This window comes from Rhodanobacter sp. ANJX3 (genome assembly GCF_014200755.1).
In the GTDB taxonomy this organism is placed as follows: Bacteria; Pseudomonadota; Gammaproteobacteria; order Xanthomonadales; family Rhodanobacteraceae; genus Rhodanobacter.
Map to the genome: position 1 here is coordinate 185,285 of NZ_JACHCM010000005.1, position 24,485 is coordinate 209,769.

The 24,485-nt window shown below is 64.0% G+C and carries 16 protein-coding genes; 6 read left to right on the forward strand and 10 right to left on the reverse strand.

The features are described from left to right. Nucleotides 1-101: 101 nt before the first annotated feature. The 3 genes from HDE76_RS14915 to rpoH all read right to left on the reverse strand — a co-directional run bounded on the left by HDE76_RS14915 (nt 102) and on the right by rpoH (nt 3,092). Entirely contained in the window at nt 102-1,472 is a 1,371-nt protein-coding gene (locus HDE76_RS14915; RefSeq protein WP_184508735.1) for a HAMP domain-containing sensor histidine kinase, read from the reverse strand. Then, nucleotides 1,465-2,145: a response regulator transcription factor gene (locus tag HDE76_RS14920; RefSeq protein ID WP_184508737.1), complete on the reverse strand. Its 681-nt coding sequence runs from the start codon at nt 2,143-2,145 to the stop codon at nt 1,465-1,467. Before HDE76_RS14920 ends, HDE76_RS14915 begins: the two co-directional genes overlap by 8 nt. A gap of 89 nt (nt 2,146-2,234) precedes the next feature. Beyond that, nucleotides 2,235-3,092: an RNA polymerase sigma factor RpoH gene (gene rpoH, locus HDE76_RS14925; protein ID WP_184508739.1), complete on the reverse strand. Its 858-nt coding sequence runs from the start codon at nt 3,090-3,092 to the stop codon at nt 2,235-2,237. Between the two features lie 505 nt (nt 3,093-3,597). Here rpoH and HDE76_RS14930 point away from each other — a divergent pair. From HDE76_RS14930 to HDE76_RS14945, 4 genes are read left to right on the forward strand one after another with little or no spacing between them, the layout of a single operon-like run. Continuing rightward, entirely contained in the window at nt 3,598-4,800 is a 1,203-nt protein-coding gene (locus tag HDE76_RS14930) for an efflux RND transporter periplasmic adaptor subunit (protein ID WP_343205719.1), read from the forward strand. 19 nt (nt 4,801-4,819) lie between these two features. Next, a complete protein-coding gene (locus tag HDE76_RS14935; protein ID WP_184508743.1) occupies nt 4,820-7,951 on the forward strand; it encodes an efflux RND transporter permease subunit in 3,132 nt (1,043 codons plus the stop codon). A 10-nt stretch (nt 7,952-7,961) separates the two neighbouring features. Next, on the forward strand, nt 7,962-11,267 hold the full coding sequence (locus HDE76_RS14940; RefSeq protein ID WP_184508745.1) for an efflux RND transporter permease subunit: 3,306 nt from the start codon (nt 7,962-7,964) through the stop codon (nt 11,265-11,267). Further along, entirely contained in the window at nt 11,264-12,736 is a 1,473-nt protein-coding gene (locus tag HDE76_RS14945; RefSeq protein ID WP_255481618.1) for an efflux transporter outer membrane subunit, read from the forward strand. The genes HDE76_RS14940 and HDE76_RS14945 overlap by 4 nt, the downstream gene beginning before the upstream one ends. A gap of 310 nt (nt 12,737-13,046) precedes the next feature. Here HDE76_RS14945 and HDE76_RS14950 read toward each other — a convergent pair whose 3' ends face one another. Beyond that, complete coding sequence (locus tag HDE76_RS14950; protein ID WP_184508749.1) at nt 13,047-13,460, reverse strand: SRPBCC family protein; 414 nt, start codon at nt 13,458-13,460, stop codon at nt 13,047-13,049. Between the two features lie 363 nt (nt 13,461-13,823). Here HDE76_RS14950 and HDE76_RS14955 point away from each other — a divergent pair, with 363 nt between their 5' ends. Next, nucleotides 13,824-15,758 carry a sigma-54-dependent Fis family transcriptional regulator gene (locus tag HDE76_RS14955; RefSeq protein ID WP_179478122.1) on the forward strand — a complete coding sequence of 645 codons (1,935 nt, stop codon included), beginning with the start codon at nt 13,824-13,826 and terminating at the stop codon, nt 15,756-15,758. Here the strand turns inward: HDE76_RS14955 and HDE76_RS14960 are convergent, their stop codons facing one another. Further along, nucleotides 15,759-18,203, reverse strand: a complete 2,445-nt coding sequence (locus tag HDE76_RS14960) for a TonB-dependent receptor (protein ID WP_184508752.1) — start codon at nt 18,201-18,203, stop codon at nt 15,759-15,761. A 214-nt stretch (nt 18,204-18,417) separates the two neighbouring features. Here HDE76_RS14960 and HDE76_RS14965 point away from each other — a divergent pair, with 214 nt between their 5' ends. After that, nucleotides 18,418-19,848 (forward strand): histidine kinase, encoded by a 1,431-nt coding sequence (locus HDE76_RS14965; RefSeq protein ID WP_184508754.1) that lies wholly within the window; start codon nt 18,418-18,420, stop codon nt 19,846-19,848. 27 nt (nt 19,849-19,875) lie between these two features. Here HDE76_RS14965 and HDE76_RS14970 read toward each other — a convergent pair whose 3' ends face one another. The 5 genes from HDE76_RS14970 to HDE76_RS14990 all read right to left on the reverse strand — a co-directional run bounded on the left by HDE76_RS14970 (nt 19,876) and on the right by HDE76_RS14990 (nt 24,467). After that, complete coding sequence (locus tag HDE76_RS14970) at nt 19,876-20,526, reverse strand: response regulator transcription factor (RefSeq protein WP_221262432.1); 651 nt, start codon at nt 20,524-20,526, stop codon at nt 19,876-19,878. Between the two features lie 9 nt (nt 20,527-20,535). Further along, on the reverse strand, nt 20,536-21,111 hold the full coding sequence (gfa, locus tag HDE76_RS14975) for an S-(hydroxymethyl)glutathione synthase (protein ID WP_179478128.1): 576 nt from the start codon (nt 21,109-21,111) through the stop codon (nt 20,536-20,538). A 323-nt stretch (nt 21,112-21,434) separates the two neighbouring features. After that, entirely contained in the window at nt 21,435-22,547 is a 1,113-nt protein-coding gene (locus HDE76_RS14980; protein ID WP_179478130.1) for an S-(hydroxymethyl)glutathione dehydrogenase/class III alcohol dehydrogenase, read from the reverse strand. Between the two features lie 256 nt (nt 22,548-22,803). Further along, nucleotides 22,804-23,667, reverse strand: coding sequence for an ABC transporter permease (locus HDE76_RS14985; RefSeq protein ID WP_184508756.1), 864 nt, complete (start codon nt 23,665-23,667; stop codon nt 22,804-22,806). Beyond that, nucleotides 23,667-24,467, reverse strand: a complete 801-nt coding sequence (locus HDE76_RS14990; RefSeq protein ID WP_184508758.1) for an ABC transporter ATP-binding protein — start codon at nt 24,465-24,467, stop codon at nt 23,667-23,669. Before HDE76_RS14990 ends, HDE76_RS14985 begins: the two co-directional genes overlap by 1 nt. Between the last annotated feature and the right edge of the window lie 18 nt (nt 24,468-24,485).

Genomic DNA, 24,485 nt, shown 5'->3' on the forward strand with positions numbered 1-24,485 from the left:
TACACCGCGATTCCGGGCATGAAGATATTTTCATGCGACGGTGCGAAAAGCGTTACGAATGGCCCTTGCCGACTCGGCACGCGGAGATCGTGAACAGGCTCTTATACCGCCCGAGCCGCGCGGCAGTGCAGGCTCAGCTGAGCGCCCCGGTCGCTGCCGGCGATTTCCAGCGTGTAGCCGTGCAGCCGCGCGATCGCGCTGACGATGCTCAATCCCAGCCCCGAGCCGGGGGTGCTACGGCTGCTTTCGGTGCGGTAGAAGCGACGAATCACCGCATCGCGCTGATCCGGGGGAATGCCCGGCCCGCTGTCGACGACATCGACCCACGGGCCATCATCGGCCGGCCGTGCGCGGATTTCCACCCGGCCGCCGGAGGGGGTGAACTTGATCGCGTTGGCGACCAGGTTGCTCAATGCCTCCAGCAGCAGATGCCGATCCGCATGGATGAGCGGAAGCACCGGCAGCTCCAGCGCCAGCTGTTGGCCGCGATCCTCAGCCAGCGGCAGATACAGAGCATGCACTTCGCGCAGAATCTCGCCCAGATCGACCTCGTCGAAGCCGATGCGGCGGCGCTGGTTTTCCAGTTCGGAGATACGCAGCAGCGCCCGAAAACGATCGAGCAGCGCGTCGGTATCGATCATGCAGGCGTCGATGGCCGCCGCCTCCTCGCTGCCTTCGCCGAACTGCTGCTGCAGACGGTACAGCCGTGAACGCAGCCGGGTCAGCGGTGTGCGCAGATCGTGCGCGATGTTGTCGCACACGCCTTTGACTTCGCCGAGCAGGCGTTCGATTTCGTCGAGCATCGCATTGACGATGCCGGCCAGCATGTCCAACTCGTCGCCGCGGCGACCGACCGGCAGGCGCTGCGCCAGATTGCCCTGCATGATCGGCAACGTCGCGTCGCGGATGGCATGCACCCGGCGCCACGGCCCGCGGCTGAGCAGCCAGCCGCCGAGAAAACCGGGTATGACAGTGAGCGAAAGTCCCCACAGCAGGGCCTGCAGAACGATGGTGCCGATACGGTCGACGATACTGGTGTCGCGCGTAATCATCAGCACGCGGCCGTCGCGCAAACGCACGGCAGCCGCGCGCACGCGACCGTGGTCGTTACCACTGACGTCGTTGCGCGAAACGCCTTCGGGCAGCAAGGCTACAGCGCCGTTGATCGGCACATGCGATGGCAACGCCGTGATCGTGCCGGAAAGGTAATTTCCGCGCGCGTCGAATTCGCCCCACGCGTTGAGCCGCCGCGTTTCGAGGGTGTCGTAGTCCTTCAGCGCGCGCAGGCGCGTCGGCTCGTCGAGCATCGAAAAATACGCCGCCTGGCGGCCGATCAGCTCATCCGATACGCGGCCCAGATAGCTGGCCGCCTGCCAGTAGATCAGGCCGATCACCACGCCGCCCCACAGCGCAAAAAATACGCCGTAGATCATGATCAGGCGCGCCGTAGTGGAGCGCCATCGTTCAGTCATTCTGCGCAAGGCAGTACCCCGAGCCGCGCACGGTGTGGATCAGCGGCGCCAGCCCTGCAGTATCGATTTTACGGCGCAGCCGGCCGATATGCACATCGATCAGATTAGTGCCGGGGTCGAAATGAAAACCCCATACGGTTTCGAAGATCATCGTGCGGGTCAGCACCTGCCCGGCGTTACGCATCAGGAATTCGAGCAGCTTGAACTCGGTCGGCAGCAGCGACAGTTCCTTGCCGGCGCGACGCGCCACGTGGCGCACAAGATCCAGCTCAAGATCGGCGACCGTCAGCACAGTCTGCGGCGTCTGCGGCCGGTGCCTGCGCAACAGCACTTCGACACGCGCCAGCATCTCATCCGGCGCAAACGGCTTGGTCAGGTAATCGTCGCCGCCGGCACGCAGGCCGCGCACGCGCTCGTCCACGTCGCACAGCGCGCTGATCATCAGCACCGGCGTCGCCACGCCCTGCGCGCGCAGGCGCGTAACCACGCTCAGACCGTCCATGCCGGGCAGCATCATGTCCAGTGTGATCGCGTCGTAGCAGGGGTCGGCCGCGCGCAGCAGCCCTTCGCTGCCGTCGGCGATGCGATCCACGTCGATGCCGTGACCGGTCAGTTCCGCGGCAATTTCACGGGCGGTCACGTCGTCGTCTTCGATCACCAGTATGCGCGGCATCGATGTGGATCTATGCAGAAAGGGCAGCGGCTAGCATAACGAAACGGCCTCCCGAAGGAGGCCGTTCGCGCTCGGCAATGCATCGATGCTCAGGCGGCAAACAGTGTACGCATCTTCTTCATCGCGTTGGCCTCGACCTGGCGAATACGCTCGGCGGACACGCCGTACTCGTCGGCCAGATCCTGCAGCGTGGCCTTGTCGTCGTCGAGCCAGCGGCGCTGCACGATGTGGCGGGAACGTTCGTCCAGATGCGCCAGCGCGTCGGTCAGATTCTGCATCTGGTTGTCGGCGTGGTCGGCGTCGGACACGTTCTCGTACGGATCGGCGCCTTCGTCGATCAGGAACGCGGCCGGTGCCGGCTTGGCGTCGTCGTCGGCGTCGGTCGGCGCTTCAAAGCCGATATCACGACCGGACAGACGCGACTCCATCTCGCGCACGGTCGCCTCGGGCACACCTAGATCTTTCGCTACGGTGCTCACCTCGGCGGCATTCATCCAGCCCAGGCGCTTCTTGCTCTTGCGCAGGTTGAAGAACAGCTTGCGCTGCGCCTTGGTCGTGGCCACCTTCACGATGCGCCAGTTCTTCAGGATGAACTCGTGCATTTCGGCGCGAATCCAGTGCACGGCAAAACTCACCAGGCGCACGCCCTGATCCGGATCGAAGCGCTTGACCGCCTTCATCAGGCCGATATTGCCTTCCTGGATCAGATCGGCCAGCTGCAGGCCGTAGCCGCTGTAGCCGCGCGCCACATGCACCACAAAGCGCAGGTGCGACATGACCAGCTTTTTCGCCGAAGCCAGGTTGGCCTCTTCGAGATAATCGCGCGACAGCGACTGTTCCTCTTCCACCGTCAGCACCGGAATGCGGTGAACGGCCGAAATGTACGCATCCAGGCTGCCAACGACGCTCGGCAGTGGCAGGCTGGCGGTCACCAAAGATTGAGACATGGGTCGAACCTCCAAAACTAGGTGTCAATTTAGCACTCGCCATCTATGAGTGCCAAAGGCCGCACAAGTTCTCGGCCTTTAATGTACTAGATGGTACAACAAATGCTCTGGCAAGTCCATATCGCAGGCATGAAGCAAGTGCGAATCCACGATGCCCGAGCCTGGCCTTGCTGCACCTGCAGCATGAACCTCTAGATGTGTAGATAGCGCTAGTGCGGCAATTCACCCACGTGCGTCCCGGTTGCGAGCATGGCCGTCGGGCATGGCATGTCGTTGATGTGTCAACCGAATCGGCATTAAGCCGTTCAAACTCTTCCTGTGACGCTACTCTGTCGATAGAACACGGATGACGGCTCCGCGCCGTCCAGGATGACGCTGTTTTGATGAGTGAAAGCGCTTTAGCTATGACACACCCATACCAGGCAGCACGCGTATGACCGCCCCGCCCCCCGCAGCAGCCGGCCATCCCCCTCGCAAACGACGCGGATTGTGGATCGCCATATTGGTGGTCGTCGTCCTCGTCGTCGTGGTGATTTTCCACTTGCTCAACGGCAAAAAGGCGCGCGTCGGCACGCCGGCCCAGGTCGTCAGCGTGGCGACGGCAACGCTCGGCAGCATGCCGGAAACTCTCAGCGAACTGGGCACGGTGACGCCGATCGCTACCGTCAACGTGCTGCCGCAGCTCAGCGGTTACCTCACGGCCGTCGGCTATCAGGAAGGCCAGGACGTGACCAAGGGCCAGTTCCTGGCGCAGATCGATCCGCGCCAGTATGAAATCAGCAAGCAGCAGGCGCAGGCGACGCTGGCGAAAGATCAGGCGACGCTGGCGCAGGCCCGCTCCGACCTCGCCCGCTACATCCAGCTGCACGAGCAGAAGTCGATTGCCGAGCAGACCTACAACGATCAGAAATTCACCGTGCAGCAGGACGAGGCCGCCGTGCAGGCCGATCGCGCCAGCATCGCGCAGTACGATCTGGACCTCGCCTATTGCCATATCACCGCGCCGGTTGCCGGCCGCGTGGGCCTGCGCCTGGTCGACCCTGGCAACTACGTCACGCAGTCGACCTCGCCGGGCATTGTCACCATCACCACGATGAAGCCGACCACGGTCCAGTTCACCGTGCCGCAGAACTCGCTGAGCAAAGTGCTGGCGCGTTTCAAAGACGCCAACGCCTCGCTGCCAGTCACTGCTTACGACAGCGACAACACCAAGCAGATCGCCACCGGCTCGCTGTACGCGCTGGGCAATCAGATGGCGACGGGCACCGGTACGGTAAATCTGCGCGCCACCTTCGCCAATGACGACGAAGCGCTGTTCCCGAACGAGTTCGTCAACGTGAAGCTGCTGGTGGATACGCTGCAGAACGCGGTGCTGGTGCCCACGCCGGCGGTGCAGAGCGGCGCACCGGGCGATTACGTCTATCTGGTCGGCAGCGACAACACCGTCTCGGTACACAAGATCACCCAGGGGCCGAGCGACGGCAAAAACACCGTGATTCTCTCCGGCCTCTCCGCCGGTCAGCAGGTGGTGACCGACGGCATGGATCGGCTCAGCGACGGTGCCAAGATCAAGGTGGCCTCGGCGAAGAAGTCGGCCAACCCGGCCGCCGCCGGCAGCACCGATGCGCCAGCCGCCGCTGGAAGCAGCGCGCAGCCGCCCCACGGCGGGCGGAAACACGCTACCGCCTCCGCCGACAGCGCCTCGTAACCGGCAGGCAGGCGATCCGATGAATATTTCCCGCCTGTTTATCCTCAGGCCGGTGGCGACGTCGCTGCTGATGATCGCCGTGGTGATGGTCGGCCTGGTGGCGGTGAAATTTCTGCCGGTGTCCTCGCTGCCGGACGTCGACTACCCGACGATCCAGGTACAGACCTTCTACCCCGGCGCCAGCCCGACGGTCATGGCGACCACGGTGACTGCGCCGCTGGAAGTGCAGCTGGGCGAGATTCCCGGCCTGCAGCAGATGACCTCGAGCAGCTCGGCCGGCGCGTCCGTGATCACTCTGCAGTTCGACCTTTCACTCAATCTCGATATCGCCGAGCAAAACGTGCAGGAGGCGATCAACGCCTCCAACAGCCTGCTGCCTACCGGCCTGCCCGCGCCGCCGACCTACGCCAAAGTCAACCCGGCCGACCAGCCGATCCTCACGCTCGCCGTCACCTCCGACTCGATGTCGCTGCCGCAGCTGCAGGACGTCGCCAACAACCGCCTCGGCTCGAAGATTTCCGAAGTGTCGGGCGTCGGCCTGGTGACGCCGGCCGGTGGTAACGTGCCGGCCGTTCGCGTGGAAGCGGACCCACAGAAGTTGGCCGCCTACGGGCTCAATATCGACGACCTGCGCTCACTGATCGCCAACGTCAACGTAAGCCAGCCCAAGGGCAACTTCGACGGTCCGAATCTGGACTACACGATCAACGGCAACGATCAGATCGAGGACCCGAAGGACTACCTCGCCACGGTCGTGGCGTATCAGAACGGCGCGCCGGTGTACCTACGCGACGTGGCGCGGGTGACCCAGTCGGCGCAGAACACCGAACAGGGCGCCTGGTACAACAAGACCCAGGCCATCGTGCTCAACGTGCAGCGCCAGCCGGGCGCCAACGTCATCGCCACGGTCAATCAGATCAAGCAGCAGCTGCCGCAGCTGGAGTCCACCCTGCCCGCGGGCATGAAAGTCGAGATCGTCTCGGACAGCACCGGCGTGATTCGCTCATCCGTTTCCGATGCGGCATTCGAGCTGATTCTGGCCATCGCGCTGGTGGTGCTGGTGATCTTCGTGTTCCTGCGCAACGTGCCGGCCACGATCATCCCCAGCATTTCGGTGCCCGTCTCGCTGATCGGCACGCTGGCGGTGATGTATCAGCTGGGTTATTCGATCGACAACCTGTCGCTGATGGCGCTGATCATCGCCACCGGCTTCGTCGTCGACGACTCGATCGTGATGATCGAGAACATCGTGCGCTATCTGGAGGAAGGCCGCACTCCGCTCGAAGCGGCGCTGGAAGGCGCGGGACAGATCGGCTTCACCATCCTGTCGCTGACCATTTCGCTGATTGCGGTGCTGATCCCGCTGCTGTTTATGGGCGGCGTAATTGGACGTCTATTCAGCGAATTCGCGGTGACCCTGGCCGTGACCATCGTGCTGTCAGGCATCGTCTCGCTGACCCTGGTGCCGATGCTCTGTGCGCGCCTGCTGCGCGCGCAGTCCGATCGTCACCCGAGCCGCTTCGAGCGGATCAGCGAGGGATTGTTCGACAAGACGCTGGCCGGCTACGAGCGCGGTCTGCGCTTTGTGATGGCGCGGCAGACGCTCACGCTGATTGTGTTTCTCTGCACGCTGGCGCTGACCGTTATTCTCTATATCGTGATCCCCAAGGGTCTGTTTCCCACGCAGGACGTGGGCGTGATCCAAGGCATCAGCGTGGCCGACAATTCGGTGTCGTACACGGCGATGGTGCGGCGGCAGTCGGCGCTGGCCGAGGCGATTCTGAAAGATGCCGACGTCGCCGGCCTCACCTCGTATGTCGGCATCGACGGCACCAACACCACGCTCAACAACGGCCGCTTTCTGATCAATCTGAAGGATCGCGGGGATCGCTCCTCGACCGCCGCCGAAATCGCCCGGCGCATCCAGACCGAAGCGGCGAATGTTTCGGGGATCAAGCTGTTTCTGCAGCCCGAGCAGGATCTCACGCTCGACACCACCATCTCGCCCAACCAGTACCAGTTCGTGCTGCGCGGACCGAGCCAGCAGGCTTTCATGCAGTACGTGCCCGATCTGGTCGCGCGCATGAAACAGATTCCGTCGATCACCGACGTGACCAGCGATTTGAACAACGATGGCCTCAGCGTCAACGTCGAGGTCAATCGCCAGCTGGCCGCGCGTTACGGCATCACGCCGGCCACGATCGACAACGCGCTGTACGACGCGCTCGGCCAGCGCATCGTTTCGACCATCTTCGACCAGTCCAGCCAGTACCGCGTCATCCTGGTCGCCAAGCCAGAGAGCCTGCCGACGATCGAATCGCTGGGCAATATCTACCTGCCGAGCCAGACCGGCAGCAGCGGCCAGGTGCAGCTGAAGGGCATCGCCGCGATCCAGATCACCAAGGCGCCGCTGGCGATCAGCCATCTGGCGCAGTTCCCGGCGGTGACGATTTCGTTCAATCTGGCCAAGGATGCCTCGCTGAGCAAGGCAGTGGATGCGGTGAATCAGGCCGAGCAGGCCGTGCATCTGCCGTCGTCGATCACCTCGTCGTTTCAGGGTGCCGCGCAGGCGTTCCAGGATTCGCTGTCGAGCGAGGTGTATCTGCTGATCGCCGCGCTGATCGCGGTCTATATCGTGCTCGGCGTGCTGTATGAAAGCTTCATCCATCCGGTGACGATTCTCTCGACCCTGCCGTCGGCTGGCATCGGCGCGCTGCTGGCGCTGATGATCGCAGGCGAGGATCTGGACGTGATCGGCATCATCGGCATCGTGCTGCTGATCGGTATTGTGAAGAAGAACGCGATCATGATCGTGGACTTCGCGCTCGAAGCCGAACGCGAGCACGGCAAGTCACCGGAAGAGGCGATTTTCGAAGCCTCGCTGCTGCGTTTCCGCCCGATTCTGATGACCACCCTGGCAGCTATGTTGGGCGCGCTGCCGATGCTGCTGGGCACCGGCACCGGTTCCGAGCTGCGCCGGCCGCTGGGCCTGGCGATCATCGGCGGCCTGACCCTGAGCCAGGTGCTGACGCTGTTCACCACGCCGGTGATCTACCTGCTGTTCGACCGCCTGTCGCTGCGTTTCCGCCGCAAGCCGACGGCGCCTTCCTCCGGACCGGCGTCGGATCAGGCGATCGAGCACCGCCCGTGAGCGCGCGCCGATGAGTATCCCAGGCGTCTTCATCAAGCGGCCGGTGGCGACGACCCTGCTCGGCGTTGCCATCCTGCTGTCCGGTCTGCTGGCGTATTTCCAGCTGCCGGTGGCGCCGCTGCCGAACATCACCTTTCCGGTGATCGTGGTGCAGGCGAGCATGGCCGGCGCCAGCCCCGACATCATGGCCTCCACCGTCGCCGCGCCGCTGGAGCGCCGCCTGGGCACGATCGCCGACGTCACCGAACTGACCTCCACCAGCTCGGTCGGCTCGGCGCAGATCACCATCCAGTTCGGCCTCGGCCGCGACATCAACGGCGCCGCGCGCGACGTGCAGGCGGCGCTGCAGGCCTCGCGCGCCGATCTGCCATCCACCCTGCGCAACAACCCGACCTATCGCGAATACAACCCGTCCGACTCGCCGATCATGGTGCTGGCGCTGACGTCGGAAACCCTGACTCGAGCGCAGCTGTACGACTCCGCCAACTCGGTCATCCAGCAGCAGCTGTCGCAGGTCGACGGCGTGGGCCAGATCACCCTGGGCGGCAGCGCGCTGCCGTCGGTGCGCGTGGAACTGGAGCCCGACAAGCTCAACAGCTACGGCATCGGCCTGGAAGACGTGCGCGCAGCCATCAGCGCGGCCAATGCGAACAGCGCCAAGGGCCATATCGATCAGGGCGATCAGCGTTTCGAGGTGCTGTCGAACGACCAGATCAACAAGGCGGCGCCGTATCGCGACCTCATCATCGCCTATCGCAATAACGCCGCGGTGAAGTTGAGCGACGTTGCCGACGTGCAGGATTCCGCGGAAAACATTCGCAACGCCGGGCTCTACAACGGCAAGGACGCGGTGCTGGTCATCGTGTTTCCGCTGCCCGGCGGCAATATCGTCAAGACCGTCGCGCAGATCCGCAAGGTGCTGCCCTCGATCGAGGCCACGCTGCCGCACGATGTGCATGTGGGCATTGCGGTGGATCGCTCGCAGTCGGTAAACGCAGCGGTCGGCGACACCGAGCGCACGCTGTTCATCGCCGTGCTGCTGGTCATCGGCGTGGTGTTTATCTTTCTACAGTCGCCGCGCGCGATCCTGGTACCTGCGGTAGCGCTGCCGCTGTCGATCGTCGGCACGTTCGGGCCGATGTATCTGCTCGGCTACAGCATCGACAACCTGTCGCTGATGGCGCTCACGATTGGCACCGGCTTCGTGGTGGATGACGCGGTAGTGGTGCTGGAAAACATCGTGCGCCACGTCGAAGCCGGCATGGATGTGCAGGAGGCCGCGCTGGTAGGCAGCGCTGAAGTCAGCTTCACGGTGATTTCGATGAGCCTGTCGCTGATCGCAGTGTTTCTGCCGATCCTGCTGATGCCCGGCATCGTCGGCCTGCTGTTCCATGAGTTTGCGGTGACGCTATCCATCGCAATCATGATTTCGCTGGTGATCTCGCTCACCATCACGCCAACCATGGCGGCGTTCGTGCTGAATCGAAAGACGCTGCACTCCAAGGCGCGCTGGGCGCTGTGGTACGAGCGGCAGTTCGAGCGGTTTCAGAACGCTTATTCGCGCTCGCTGACCACGGTGCTCGATCACGCGCTGCTGGTCGGACTGACCCTGGTTGGGCTGATCGTGCTCAACGTGTTTCTGATCAAGCTGCTGCCGTCGACGTTTTTTCCGGAGCAGGACAACGGCATCCTGATGGGCCAGATCATCGCCGACCAGAGCATCTCGTTTCAGGCGATGGAAAAGAAGCTGGCCCAGCTGCAGGCGATCGTGAAGAAGGATCCCGCAGTCGAATCGGTCGCCGGATTCACCGGCGGACGCGCGCTCAACACGGCCAACGTCTTTATCGAACTGAAGCCGCTGGCCGAGCGCAAGATATCGGCGACGGAAGTGGTCGATCGTCTGCGGCCCAAGCTCAACGGCGTGTCCGGCGCCAAGCTGTTTCTGCAGGCTGCACAGGATTTGCATATCGGCGGCCGCTCGTCCGCCGCGGAATACCAGTACACGCTGACCAGCGACGACCCCACCGCGCTGTTCACCTGGGTACCGAAGCTGGTCGATGCGCTGGGCAAGCAGCGCAGCCAGATGTCCGACGTCAACTCGGACCTGCAGCAGAACGGCCTGCAGATCTACGTCAACATGGATCGCGCCACTGCCGCACGCTACAGCTTCGCGCCGAACCAGCTGGACACCGTGTTGTACGACGCCTTCGGCCAGCGCACGGTGTCTACCGTCTACAACCAGCTGAACCAGTATTACGTGGTGATGGAAGTGGCGCCGAAATACTGGCAATACCCGCAGATGCTCGACCGCATGCGCTTCAGCACCGCGGCTGGCAATGCCAGCGGCACGGCGCAGACACAGATGTCGAGCGCGCTGGTGAAGGGCGTCACCGCCGAGTCGGCCGAAAGCACCACGGAAACGTCGTCGTCGACCAATGCGCTCAACGCAAACGCGCAGGCCAACCAGTTGACCAACGCGATTTCCAACGCCAAGGGCGGCAGTTCCAGCGGCAGCGCCGACAGCACGGCCGCCGAGACGCTGGTGCCGTTTCCCGCGCTGGCAACCTACGTGAGCAACCACACGGCAACTCAGGTGAGTCATCAGGGCGGCCTGGTCGCTGCCACGATTTCGTTCAACCTGCCGCCGGGCGGTTCGCTGAGCAAGGCCACCGAGGCGATCAACCAGGTATCGCAGCAGCTCGGCCTGCCGGCGTCGATCCACGGCAGTTTCGCCGGCGCCGCGCAGGTGTACGCGCAGTCGATGTCGACCATGCCGCTGCTGATTCTTGCGGCGCTGGGCGCGGTGTATATCGTGCTCGGCGTGCTCTACGAAAACACCGTGCATCCGATCACCATTCTCTCCACCCTGCCCTCGGCCGGCATCGGCGCCACGCTGGCGCTGCTGATTTTCGGCACGCCGTTTTCGGTGATTGCGATGATCGGCATCATCCTGCTAATCGGCATCGTCAAGAAAAACGCGATCATGATGATCGACGTAGCGATCCACCTGCAGCGCGACGAAGGCTATGAGCCGCAGCGGGCGATCCACGATGCCGCCGTCGTGCGCCTGCGCCCGATCATGATGACCACCGCCGCGGCCGTGCTCGGTGCCGTGCCGCTGGCCATCGGCATCGGCCAGGGTGCTTCGCTGCGCCAGCCGCTCGGCATCACGGTGATGGGCGGCCTGATTCTGAGCCAGGTCTTCACGCTGTACACCACGCCGGTGATCTACCTCTACCTCGACCGCCTGCGCGTCAGGTTGGCCAAATGGTCGGACACGCTGCCGTGGAACAAACGATCGGACGTACGCGCATGAACACAAAGATCCCACTGACGGCTCTAGCCGCTTCGCTCGCCCTGCTCCTCGGCGGCTGCATGGTCGGCCCCGACTACCAGCGGCCGAAGGTCGCCGTGCCGACCCAATACAAGGAGCTGCCCGGATGGACGGTGGCGCAACCCTCCGCCGCCGCGCCGAAGGCCGACTGGTGGACCGGGTTCAACGATCCGCTGCTCAACCAGCTCGAACCGATGGTGTCCGTGTCCAACCAGACCGTGCGCCAGGATTACGCCAACTACCAGGAAGCGCTGGCCGAAGTGCAGCAGGCGCGCAGCGGGCTATTTCCCACTGTTGGCGTAACCGGCTCGGGCACGCGCGAACGCAGCGGCAGCGGCAGCCTGAGCACCGGCACCGCGACGAACGCGGCCGGTAGCACGCGCGGCAGCGTGATCAACTCCGGCTCGCTCGAAGGCAACGTCAGCTGGGCGCCCGACCTGTGGGGCAAGGTCCGTCGCACCATCGAGCAAAACAAGGCGACCGCGCAGGCCAGTGAGGCGACCCTGGCCAACGCCACCCTGACCGAGCAGACCGCTCTGGCGACCGCGGTGATCGAGCTACGCATCGCCGACGCGAATATCGACCTGCTGCAAAAAACTGTCGACACGTACAAAGAATCGCTGCGCGTGATCGGTAACCAGGATGCGGCAGGCACCATACAGCCGTCGGATGTGATCAGCGCGCGCACCCAGCTGGAGAACGCGCAGTCCAGCCTGCTCGCGCTCGGCGTGACCCGCGCGCAGTACGCGCACGCCATCGCCGTGCTGGTCGGCAAGAATCCCGAAGATCTCGATATCCCGCACAGCACCAGCCTGCCCGCGCTGCCGACCGTACCCGCCGGCGTGCCGTCGACGCTGCTGCAGCGCCGCCCGGACATCGCCGTGGCTGAGCGCCAGATGGCGTCGGAGAATGCGGCCATCGGCGTTGCCGTTGCCGCGTACTACCCCAGCCTGTCGCTAACGGGCGCCGACGGCTTTTCGCAGTCGCCGCTGGCCGGCCTGCTGCACGCTGCCAACCACATCTGGTCGCTCGGTGCCGACGTCAGCGAAACCGTCTTCGACGGGGGCTTGCGCCACGCCGATGTGGTCGCCGCCAAGGCCGCCTACGAGGCCTCGGTCGCCAACTACCGCGGTACCGTGCTGACCGCGTTCCAGAACGTGGAAGACGACCTTTCCGGCCTGCGCATCCTCGCTCAGCAGGGCGACGCGCTGGACGCCGCCGTACGCGACGCCCGCCGCGGCGCCGAGATCGCCTTCAACGAATACCAGGCCGGCACCGTCGACTACACCACCGTATCCACCGCCCAGGCCACCAGCCTCAGTACCCAGCAAAGCGCGCTCAACGTGCAGCAGCAGCGGCTGCTCGACACCGTCTCGCTGATCGGCGACGTCGGCGGGAGCTGGTCGGCGAGCGAGCTTAGCGATCCCGGAAAGGCCTCGGCGCAGCGGTGACTGGGCAATAGCGCCGCGGGTCTGTGGTTGCGGTACTTTTCGTCACCGTCGAAGGCCTCACCGGTTGCGCACAAAGACCGCTCCAGCGCCAAAACTAAATTTGCCCGCAAGCGAAGCTACTTTTCCCAAGCTGCGCTAATCAATCACATCGACGTAGGTTGGGGAGAGCGCAGCAATCCCCAACGTCACGCTTGAGGCTGCCCGAGCAGCCCACGCAAAAAGATATCTCTGACCTTCGTCCCGCTCGTATATCCAAAGCGGCATAACGCACAGAGCGAACTCAGCAAATTCGAAACGTCAGCGCTCTGCGTTACGGCCCATCCAACGCCGACGCCAACGCCTTCAACCCTTCGTGATAATGCGCCTGCAGTGATTCGCTGGCGCTGGCTTCGCCGTCGCCGAGCGGTTCGAATTCGCATGACCACATGACCGTACTGCCGCCTTTACTGTCTTTGACGTGCAGGGTGGCGCGGCAGTTGTTGACCGGTACTTTGCCATCGACTACCACGTAGACGTATCGGCGCATAGCGTCGCTGCGTGCCTCCAGCCGCTCGACCGCGCGGCTACCGTCGGCGTAGTGGACGGTGCGGATACGTCCCTCCCACGATAAATCGACGCTACGAACCTGCGGATGCCAGCGGTGCAGGCCGCCGAAGTCGCCGACCATCGCCCACACCAGGTCTGCCGGGTTGGCCAGGTGCTGCACGACCCTTACCTGCGTCATAGCCCCTCCTTTGCTTAATCGCCGGGCGAAGTATCAGGCGCGGCGCCCCGTCGCTTGATCGATATAGCCCATCGGCGAACGGCGCTTGTTCGCTGAGGCAGATCGCCTGGAGTCACGCAAAACCCGAGCCAACCTTGCCCGCTCGCTCAACGCCAGGCGCCAGGCCATCCGGCGCGAAAAGGCGCTTGCCCAGTGTCGCTGTTCTGGCACAAGCCGTGGTGACACTGCGTACCAAATGTTGCGCTGCAGTTTGCTTACCGGCGCCGCCGGGACCATTCTTCGGTGCATCGATCCAAACGACACCACCATGGGGCTGGCCGCGTGCCGCTGAGACACGGCTGTCCATCGTCGAGAGAGCCACGCATGAGCAGCCAAATGCAGATTACCCACGCGGCATCGCACGTCGACGGGCTACTGCTGGAGCGATTGGGCCGCATCAACGTTGCGCCGCACGTGAGTAAATCCTGGCAACGCTGCGTCGAGGATTTCGGCACCGCTCCCGATGCGGTTCGCGCCACGCCGGTGCTCAACGCGCAGGCCGTACGAGAGCGCCAGCAGCAGTTCGGCGAACTGCTCAACGTGGCCAAAGCCGAGATGGAAAGCCTGTACGAGATGATCGCAGGCTCCGGCTACGCGGTGATACTCAGTGATACCGACAGCGTGATCCTCGGTGCGATCACCGACCCGACCCTGACGCGCGAGTTCCGCGACGCCGGCCTGCGCATCGGCGCGATGTGGAGCGAACAGTACGAAGGCACCAACGGTCTGGGCACCTGCCTGGCCGAAGGCGTACCGGTCACCGTGTATCGCGATGAGCATTTTCGCCGCTTCAATATCGGCCTGTCGTGCTCGGGTGCGCCGGTGGTGGACGCTCAGGGCAAGGTGCTCGGCGTACTCGATGCCTCGACCGTCAACGCCGGTGATACGCGACTGATCCAGCGCCACACGATGGCGCTGGTCAACATGTCGGCCAACCTGATTTCGCGCTGCCGTTTCATGCGCGAATGCGCCGCGACCTGGGTCTTGCGCTTTCACAGCCGGCCGGAGTTTGTCGGCCTGCTGCACGAAGCGCTGCTGGCCGTGGGCAGCGACGGCATCGTGTGCGCCGTGAACGACAGCGCGATGGCGCAGCTGGGCATGTCGCGCGCGCAGCTCGTCGGCAAACCGCTGACGTCGATTTTTCCGTTCGATTTCGAAACCGTGCAGCGCCGTGCGGCCACGGATGCTTCGTTGCTCTGGCCGGTGCGCGACGTCGCCTACGGGCGCCGGTTTTTTGCCCGCGTGCGCACGCCCACGACGCAGTCCGCCTCCATCTCACGCGGGCCGAAGAAGGAAACCAGCGGCGTTCACTCGACCACGCGCCAGCACGTGGTGGCCGACGCGCGCATGCAGCACAACATTCACTGCGGCCACCATCTGTTTGCACGCAAGGTACCGCTGCTGCTGCAGGGTGCGACCGGAACAGGCAAGGAGGCGTTTGCCAAATCGCTGCACCTGGCCAGTGCATGGGCTGACAAGCCGTTCGTGGCGGTGAACTGCGCCGCGATTCCCGAGGCGCTGATCGAGAGCGAGCTGTTTGGTTATACCCGCGGCGCGTTCACCGACGCCGCGCGCGAGGGACATCTGGGCAAGATTCGCCAGTCCAGCGGAGGCACGCTGTTTCTCGATGAAATCGGCGACATGCCGCTGCACATGCAGACGCGGTTGCTGCGGGTGCTGGAAGAACACGAGGTCGTGCCGTTGGGCGGTGAGCAGGCAGTACCGGTGGATCTGCACATCATCAGCGCCACCCACCACGACCTGCTGCAGATGGTGCAGGCCGGCGAGTTCCGCGAGGATCTTTACTACCGCCTCAACGGCATCACCCTGCAGCTGCCGACGCTGCGCGAGCGCACCGACAAGCGCGAGCTGATCACGGCGCTGCTGGCCGATGACGACAACAACGAGCCGATCCCGAGCATCCACGACGATGCGATGCAAAAGCTGCTGGACTATCCATGGCCCGGCAACATCCGCCAGCTGCGCAACACGCTGCGCACGGCGGCGGCGCTGTGCAGCGACGGCGTGGTTCGCATCGGCAACCTGCCGCACGAGATCACCGAGGGCGACGCGTCGACCGCCGCCAGCCAGCCGAGCAAGGATGCCGCGGCGCCGCTGCAGTCGGCCGAACGCGATGCGCTGCTGCGCGAACTCGAACGGCTGCACTGGAATATCAGCCGCGCCGCCAGTGCGTTGGGCGTCAGTCGCAATACGCTGTACCGCAAGATGCGCAAACACGATATCGCCCTGCCTGGCTGATCAGAAGGTCACGCGCACGCCGCCGTAAAAGGTGGTGGGTGCCGCCGGGCTGTAGAAGCGGTTATCGACACCGGGGCCGTTGCTCACCCCGTCGACAGGTACGCCAGGCGCATTCACGCCCGTAGGGTCGCTATAAATCCCGTACGTCGCATATTTGGCGTTGAACACGTTATCGATGGACCCGAACAGCTCCACGTTTCTGGCCAGCTGATAGCTCGCATGCAGGTTCACCACGTGATAGCCAGGAAGCGGCTTGTTCTGGTTCGACTCATCGCCGAAGTAATACTCGTTGCTGGCGATGATGATGGAAGCGCCAAGCTTCCACTGCGGCGTGACGGCATAGTCCACGCCAGCTTTTACCCGATTCTTCGCAATGCCTGGCAGGCGGTCGCCAGGACGCACCTCGATATTGCCGTCCGCATCCTGAAAGGGGTTGGACGGCGACGGCAGCTGCAGAGCGGACTGGAACGTGGCGTCGACATAGCTGTAGCTGAAGTAGGTCGACCACTTGTCGGTGGTGTAGTTGAAGCCGGCTTCGATACCTTCGCGCCGCGTCGAACCGATGTTCTGGTAGAAGCCGCTGCTGACCGAGGTGGAAATGCCGTAAATGTCGTCGAACGAATTGGTGCGAAACGCGCCGAGGTTCCACGTCGCTACGCCGCCGGCGGAAAACGCATCCGGGATATTTCCACGCAAACCGAACTCGGCGGTATGCGCTACCACCTGCCGCAGGTTCGGCGGGTCGCCCGCAAGGTTCGACGGCAGCAGGCACGGCTTCAGTGGATCGGAGCATTCGATTTCGCTGGCCGTCGGCGTACGGGTACTGGTGGCGATGCCGGCATACGCGGTGAGCGTCGGCGATAGTTTGTAGGTGCCACCGACGGCCGGGTTGAAATGGCTGAAGCGATTGTTGCCATTAAGGCTGGTACCGCGCTGATCCTGCAGATCGATGTGCGCTACGTCGTAGCGGCCGCTCGCGGTGAGGGCGAAATCGGGCGTCACGTTGAAGGTGTCGGTAAGGTAGCCGCCGATGTCACGATTGTTGGCGGCGAGAATCACCGGCACGGCGCCAAATGGCGAGCTCTCCGGCGTATCGACATAAAGGTTGGATGGCAGCACGGTGAGCTGGTCATCGATCACGCCGATCTGCGCGCCGGAATAAAAATGGGTGTGCGCATAATCGAACGTGGCGCCGGCGGTGAACTGGTTATCGTGCCCGAAGATCGACTGATCGTTGCTGATTTGCAGCGTCGCGCCGTGGCTGTAGGAGTCGATGGTCTCGAAATCGTTTTCGCCGATCGGCACGGTGCCGCCTTGCGAAATATCCGGCAGATTCTGCCCCGCCGCGTTGTTCACCGGCGTCACGCCGTCGGACTGGCACAGCGAACCGGCTAAGGCCGCATCGGTGCAGGCGGTGTAATCGGTGGTGTTGCCGTTGGAGACGCGCTGGGTGAACTGGCGGTAGTACAGCACCCCCTGCACCGACCAGTGGTCGGTCGCCTGGTAGGTGCCGTTCAAGGTGACGAAGTTCAGTTCGTTGTCGTTGGCCTGAGGGCCTGTGAACACCAGCCGTCGACTCACGGCCAACTCCTGCGCCGGCGCCGAGCCCTGGCCGTCCAGATGGTTTTCCGCATGGGTGTAGCTGAGGTCGAGCGAGAGTCCGTCGGCACGCATGCTGAGGTCGGTATAGAACTGGCGCAGCGCGTCAGAAGAGAAATCACGCCAGCCATCCGAATTCAGCGTCTTGGCCGCCGCGTAGATGCCGAACGTGCCGTTGTTGGCGCCGTACTGTGCGCCCGCGGAGCGCTGCCCGAACGAGCCACCCGAAAGCTCGAGTTCGCCGCCGGTATAGTTGAAGCCGTTTTTCATCTCGACCGAGATCGCGCCGCCCAGCGCGTTCAATCCATACACGGGATTCGAACTGACTAGCTGCACGCGGTTGATCGCCATGTCGGGGAACAGATCCCAGTTCACCGTATCGCCGAACGCCTCGTTGATGCGTACGCCGTTCTGATACACCGCCAAACCTTGCGGCGTGCCCAGCACCGGCGATGCCTCAAAGCCACGGTAGAGGATGTCCGGCTGATACGGATCATTGAGGTTGTCGTTGACGCTGATGCTGCCGAGCTGCGAGTTCAATGCCTGGGTCATGCTGGCCGAGCCGTTGCGCGTGACGTCGGCGGCCGACAGGCTTTGCACGTTACCCGGCACCTTGTCGGCGTCCAGCACCTTGCCGCCCGGCAAGGCCGTGGCCTGCACCACGACGGTCGCCAGCTGCTTGGCTTCGGCCGGCGTGTTTTGATTCGTCGGCGGTTGCGAGGTGGATGCCGTGGGCGTCGCTGCGTTGCTGCCAGGCGCCTCCTGCGCCTGCGCAAACCCTGCGCCAGTCAATGCCAGAAACAGCAGCGCGCGCGGCAGCATGCGCAGGCGAGAACATCCGTTCATTACTGCGTGATGATCGGTGACATGACCCATCGTATCGGATACCCCAGCCTGATCGGTTTGACGGTCAACGCATTCGCTCGCGCGTCGTGCAATGACGCGCGAGCGAATGCGTTGCGCAAAGCTAAAGCAGCGCAGGCCTTTTTGACTACGGGAAGAACTCCCGAATGCCGAACCGCTACCATGCGCTGAGTCCCCGACAGCGAGCGGCCACCGCATGCGTCTATCGCGATTCCTGATGTTGCGCATCGCCGCTGTTTCGCTCGCCATGATGGCATGCGCGCTGCTGCTGGCGCTGTGGCAGGCACGGCTGAACATCGCGCGCGAAGAGCGCGGCGCCACCGAAACAGCGCGCCTGTTCGACGAGCTCGATGGCCTGGAAAGCGGGCCGGCCGGCGATATGCCGGCGCACCTCAGCGCGCTGCGCCAGATCAGCGCGCAAGGCCGGCTGCGGCATCTGCAGCTGCAGCTGCAGGATGACCACGGCAACGATCTGTTACCGCGACTGCCGGAAACATCCACACCGCTGCAGCGCGGCTACGCGTGGCTGCTGCCGCCCGCCTACGGCGGCGTCAAGCCCACCACGCCGCAATGGAACCTGCAGCGCGCGGATGGCCGGAGATTTCACGTGACACTATTGCTTGACCCGGGCAGCGAGCGCAGCGAGTCGCTGACCGATATCGCCGGCCTGCTTGGCATTCTGCTCGGCTACGGCGCGCTGACGCTGCTGGCGGTCTATGTGGCGCTGCGCTTGGCGCTGCGACCGATGCGCAAGATTATCTACGCGATCGGTCAGTACCAGCGCGATCGCTACGACTATCGGCTGCCGCCGCTGCGCCTGCTGGAGTTGCACACGATCGGGCAAGCGCTCAACCACATGGCGCAGTCGCTGGCGTCCTCGCAGGAGGCACGCCGTCGGCTCGACCTGCAGCTGCGCAGCCTGCGCGAGGACGAACGCAGCCGACTGGCGCGCGAGCTGCACGACGAATTGGGCCAGCGGCTCACGGCGATGCGTGCGGACACCGCATGGCTGGTGCGCCGCAGCCTCGGTCAGCCGCCGCTGGCCGATGTCGCCAACGCACTCGCCGAGCACTGCGAACACGTGCAGCACGCTTTGCGCGATCTGCTGCAGCGGTTGCGCGCACGTCAGCCGTATGAGGACGAAGACGAACCGCTGCCCTTGCATCGTCTGCTGCACGAGCTGGTCGACAGCTGGCGCGACATGCCCGATCAGGGCACACGTTTCGAACTGGCTATGGCGATCGATGAGCATGCCGTCGGCGGCGATGTCGCGCTGACCGTCTACCGGCTGACGCAGGAGGCACTGACGAATATCGCGCGCCATGCGCAGGCCACGCGCGTCGGCATTCGGCTCGCGCTGCACGACGACGGTCGACTGGAGTGGTCCGTGTGCGACGACGGCAACGGCTTGACCGATCCCGGGCAGGCGGCCTATCGCGGCAACGGTCTGGTCGGCATGCGCGAACGCGTGTGGGCGCTGCACGGTGAGATCGACATGTTTGCCACTCACCCGCACAGCTCGCGACCGGGGCTGACCATCCGGGCACGATTGCCGCTACAGCCTGTATCGGCGACGTCGCTAACGAACGATCGACTCGCCCATGGTGAGCCGGACTATCCTTCCTGAAGTCTCGCGATGGCGTGCGCGGTTCTCTCAGGGAACCTGGGCAAGCAGCCCGCAGGTCTGCGCGTAACGATACATTTCCAGTGCGCTGTTCAAGCCCAGCTTATGCCGGACGATGGTTTGATAATTGGCCGCTGTCTTGACGCTGAGGCAGCGCTGGCTGGCGATCTGCTCTACCGCTATGCCCTGCACCAACAGCAGAAAAACGTCAAACTCACGCGGCGACAGTTGCTGATGCGGCAGGTCGCTTTCGCCTTTTCGCATGGCCTGCGCAATATCCACCGAGAGCACCTGCTCACCGGCCGCCACCTGATGCACGGCGTCGATCAGCGATTCCGGTGGGCTGCTCTTGGTGAGATAGCCGCTCGCACCGGCCTTGAGCAGCTGCGCCGCCAGCACCGGGCTGTCGTGCATGGTAAAGATCAGCACGCGCAGCCGCGGCACGCGCTGATGCAGACGCTGCAGGGTTGCCAGGCCGCCCTGGCCCGGCATCGACAGATCGAGGATCAGCACATCGGCCGGATGCTCCGACAGCCACAGGTAGGCGCTTTCGCCATCGGCGAATTCGGCGACGACCCGCAGCCCCGGCTCCAGCTCCAGCAACCGCCGGTAGCCCGCACGCACCACCGCGTGGTCGTCGGCAAGGACGACCCGCAGCGCTGGCTTGGCGTTGCCTTCCAAGGCGGACCTTCAGCCGGCGTAGGCCGTGCCCTTGGTTTTCGCCACATGCGCGGCAATGGCGTCCATCAATGGCGGCGACAGGCAGTCGTACGGCGTCAGGCCCAGCTCGTTGAGGCGGCCGCGCACCGCGTCCATCTTGCTCGGGTCGTAGCCCTGCTCGATGATCGAGGAGACGAACGCGGCAAACGTCGGCGCCGACCAGCCCTCTTCGGACGACAGCTCCGTGTGCACGAAGTCCAGGCCGTGGAACGGGTGCCCGGTGTCCTCGATGCGGCCGATCATGTGCGTGCCGCAGACCTTGCAAGCGTGCCGCTGGATGGCTGCTTTGCCATCCACCACGGCGAGCTTGTCGCCGTTCTCTTCCACGCTGACCTTGTCACGCGATACGACGGCGATCTGCGCGAACGTTGCGCCTTCGGGCTTCCAGCATTTGCTGCAGCCGCAGACGTGGTTGTGCGCGGTCTGTGCGCCGACCTTGACCTTGACCGGCTTGTCACTGCAATGACAGGTCAGCGTGCCGCCGGCGAAATTGTCCTTGCCCGGCTTGACGCCATTGTCGACCGCGGGATGGATGTGAGTTGCCATGGTGTCTCTCCTTGAATGAGGTATCGCTGGATGTGACCGGCCGCTCTACGCTGGCCGCGAGGGGTGGCTGGCGGCTGATGACCGCCGATGTATGCGAAGCAAACCGCTGCGGGCCGTCCCGCGTCTGCACGATGTCGTGCGCTTGAATGCACTGGAAAAAAGAGTGGCCACGGCGTCATCGCCGCGGAGAGCCTGCGATCCGCCACCGGGACCACGCCGGCACACAGAATGTCGCTCAGGTCGATCAGGGCGCCGCCGCGTGAATGCGGATGCGCCGCGTTGATCAGCGACCTGTTCGTCGAGCATAAGAATCCGCCCATCGCTCAGTAATGGATCACCGAGCGGATGACCTTGCCGGCGTGCATGAGCTCGAAGGCATCGTTGATGCGCTCCAGCGGCAGCACTTCGGTGATCATCTCGTCGATCTTGATCTCGCCCTTCATGTAGCGATCGACGTAGCCCGGCAGCTGGCTGCGACCTTTCACCCCGCCGAACGCACTGCCGCGCCACACGCGGCCGGTCACCAGCTGGAACGGACGCGTGCTGATTTCCTGCCCCGCGCCGGCTACGCCGATGATGATCGACTCGCCCCAGCCCTTGTGGCAGCACTCCAGCGCCGAGCGCATCACGTGCACGTTGCCGATGCACTCGAACGAATAGTCCACGCCGCCGTTGGTGAGATCCACGATCACCTGCTGGATCGGCGTGTCGGGGTAATCCTTCGGGTTGATGAAGTCGGTCGCGCCAAGCAGTTTGGCCATGACGAACTTTTCCGGGTTCATGTCGATACAGACGATGCGCGAGGCTTTCGCCATCACCGCGCCCTGCACGACCGACAGGCCGATACCGCCCATGCCGAACACCGCTACCGTGGCGCCCGCTTCCACCTTCGCCGTATTCAGCACCGCACCGATGCCGGTGGTGATACCGCAGCCGAGCAGGCACACCTTCTCCAGCGGCGCGGCCGGATTGATCTTGGCCAGCGAGATCTCCGGCAGCACGGTGTATTCGCTGAAAGTGCTGGTGCCCATGTAGTGCAAAATTGGCTTGCCGTTCATCGAGAAACGGCTGGTGCCGTCCGGCATCAGGCCCTTGCCCTGGGTGATGCGGATCTTCTGGCACAGGTTGGTCTTGCCCGACAGGCAGTATTCGCACTCGCCGCATTCGGGCGTGTACAGCGGAATGACGTGGTCGCCGACTTTCAGCGACGTCACGCCCGGTCCCACCTCTTCGACAATGCCGCCACCCTCGTGACCGAGAATGACCGGGAACATGCCTTCAGGATCGGCACCGGACAACGTAAAGGCATCGGTGTGGCATACGCCCGTGGCGACGATGCGCACCAGCACCTCGCCCGCTTTGGGTCCCGCCACGTCGACCTGCTCGATCGACAGAGGTTTGCCCGCTTCCCATGCAACTGCAGCTCGTGACTTCATAATCCATCGTTCCTTATAACTATCAACAAAACCATTAACCATCCGCTTAGGTGGGCCGTCAGGAACGTATCATGCACATCAGATGCCAGATGGCGAAAACGCCGGGACACCGTGATTCAGCCACTTGCGGCGACCGTGTCGCGGCGTAATCCGCGTGCTGTATCGGATTCGTGACAGATCAGTGTGCCGCGTGCGGGACAGCCGACACCAAGGAAGTGCGCACTGCCGTGGCAGATGACCGCTTTGCAGAAGTAGCTCAGCTGCCCTGGCGTTTGTGCCTTACCGCGCCGCGTTGCGGATCGTAGCCCCAGATCGCCAGCCCCAGAAAGACGATGAGCGACGCGGCAACCACACCACATGCCAACCAGTTCATCTGCCCGTACATGGCGTAGCGGATCAGATCGATGCCGTAGGTAAACGGATTGAAGCGCGCCAGCTGATAGACCACGGTGGCCCCGGATTCCTGCAACTTCCAAAGTGGATACAGCGCCGGCGAGAGAAAAAACATCGGGAAAATTACGAAGTTCATCGCCCCGGCGAAGTTCTCGATCTGCTTGATGTACACCGATACCAGCAAGCCCAGCGCGCCGAGCATCAGCCCGGTCAGGAACATCGCCGGCAGCGCCAGCAGCAGACCGGGCCACCACGGCAGGTCGAGCCGGAACAGCGCGCAGATCGCGAAAAACGCGTATGCCTGCAGGATCGACAAAAAGGTGCCCGCGAGCAGCTTGCACGTCAGCAATACTGAGCGCGGCAGCGGCGCTGTCAGCAACAGCCGCATCAAGCCCATCTCACGGTCGTAGACCATCGCCAGCGACGACTGCATGCCGTTGAACAACAGCACGATGCCCAGCAGTCCCGGCACCACGTAAACCTGGTACTCGATATAGGTCGAGTACGGCGGAATCACCGAGACGCCGAAAACGTCGCGGAAACCGGCCGCAAAAATAAGCAGCCACAGGCTCGGCCGCACTAACGCGGAAAGCAGTCGCCCGCGCTGGTGCAGGAACTTGATCGTTTCGCGCGAGGACAGCGCCAGCAGCGCCTGCAGGGCGTGGCTCACGATCGAACCAGAGCGGCTTGCCGGCACGCCTTGCTGCCATTCGGATTTCGTAGCCATCACACCGCCTCCTCGTGCGCGACCGACGATTCGCCGGTCAGGTCGAGGAAGGCGTCGCGCAGCGAGCGCTGGCCGGTGCGCTCGCGCAGTTCCGCCGCGGTGCCCGTAGCGATCCAGTGACCCTTGTGCAGAATGATGACCCGGTCGGCGGATTCAGCCTCGTCCACCAGATGCGTTGCCCACAGCACGCCGACGCCGCGATGCGTGCACAGCGAGTGGACATACGCCACCAGCTGCTCGCGCGAGGCGGGATCGAGTCCGACCGTCGGCTCGTCCATCAGCAGCACGACGGGATCGTGCAGCAGCGCGCGGGCCAGTTCGACCCGTCGGCGATTGCCGCCGGAAAGCGCCCGCGCGCGATCCTTGGCCCGCTCCGTCAAACCGATGCGCTCCAGCTCGGCATCGATGCGCGCGCGCGCGCCGCGCCCCATGCCATGCAGCCGTGCGTGGAAGCGCAGGTTGGCCACCACGCTCAAGTCCAAATCCAGCGTCGGCTGCTGGAACACCACGCCCAGGCGCGCGAGCGCCTTGCGCGCCTGAAGGCGCATGTCGAAGCCCGCCACCTCGATGCGCCCGGCGTCGGGCACAAACAATCCGGTGAGCAGCTGGAACAGCGTACTTTTGCCGGCGCCGTTGGGGCCGAGCAGGGCCACGAACTCGCCCCGTGCCACGTGCAGTGACACGCGGTCCAGCGCCTTGACCGCGCCGTAGGATTTGCTGACCTCTTCCACCGCCAGCGCGAGTGCAGCCTCTCCGGATGGTGCCGACGAGGACGTGGACACCTCGCTGAGCGTATTCATCGCGTCACGCCCCGCCGC

Excerpts from the sequence above, each read along its gene's own strand:
- HDE76_RS14915 (WP_184508735.1), bottom strand. The coding sequence starts at position 1,472 with ATGACTGAACGATGGCGCTCCACTACGGCGCGCCTGATCATGATCTAC.
- HDE76_RS14920 (WP_184508737.1), bottom strand. The coding sequence starts at position 2,145 with ATGCCGCGCATACTGGTGATCGAAGACGACGACGTGACCGCCCGTGAA.
- rpoH (WP_184508739.1), bottom strand. The coding sequence starts at position 3,092 with ATGTCTCAATCTTTGGTGACCGCCAGCCTGCCACTGCCGAGCGTCGTT.
- HDE76_RS14935 (WP_184508743.1), top strand. The coding sequence starts at position 4,820 with ATGAATATTTCCCGCCTGTTTATCCTCAGGCCGGTGGCGACGTCGCTG.
- HDE76_RS14940 (WP_184508745.1), top strand. The coding sequence starts at position 7,962 with ATGAGTATCCCAGGCGTCTTCATCAAGCGGCCGGTGGCGACGACCCTG.
- HDE76_RS14945 (WP_255481618.1), top strand. The coding sequence starts at position 11,264 with ATGAACACAAAGATCCCACTGACGGCTCTAGCCGCTTCGCTCGCCCTG.
- HDE76_RS14950 (WP_184508749.1), bottom strand. The coding sequence starts at position 13,460 with ATGACGCAGGTAAGGGTCGTGCAGCACCTGGCCAACCCGGCAGACCTG.
- HDE76_RS14955 (WP_179478122.1), top strand. The coding sequence starts at position 13,824 with ATGAGCAGCCAAATGCAGATTACCCACGCGGCATCGCACGTCGACGGG.
- HDE76_RS14960 (WP_184508752.1), bottom strand. The coding sequence starts at position 18,203 with ATGAACGGATGTTCTCGCCTGCGCATGCTGCCGCGCGCGCTGCTGTTT.
- HDE76_RS14965 (WP_184508754.1), top strand. The coding sequence starts at position 18,418 with ATGCGTCTATCGCGATTCCTGATGTTGCGCATCGCCGCTGTTTCGCTC.
- gfa (WP_179478128.1), bottom strand. The coding sequence starts at position 21,111 with ATGGCAACTCACATCCATCCCGCGGTCGACAATGGCGTCAAGCCGGGC.
- HDE76_RS14980 (WP_179478130.1), bottom strand. The coding sequence starts at position 22,547 with ATGAAGTCACGAGCTGCAGTTGCATGGGAAGCGGGCAAACCTCTGTCG.
- HDE76_RS14985 (WP_184508756.1), bottom strand. The coding sequence starts at position 23,667 with ATGGCTACGAAATCCGAATGGCAGCAAGGCGTGCCGGCAAGCCGCTCT.
- HDE76_RS14990 (WP_184508758.1), bottom strand. The coding sequence starts at position 24,467 with ATGAATACGCTCAGCGAGGTGTCCACGTCCTCGTCGGCACCATCCGGA.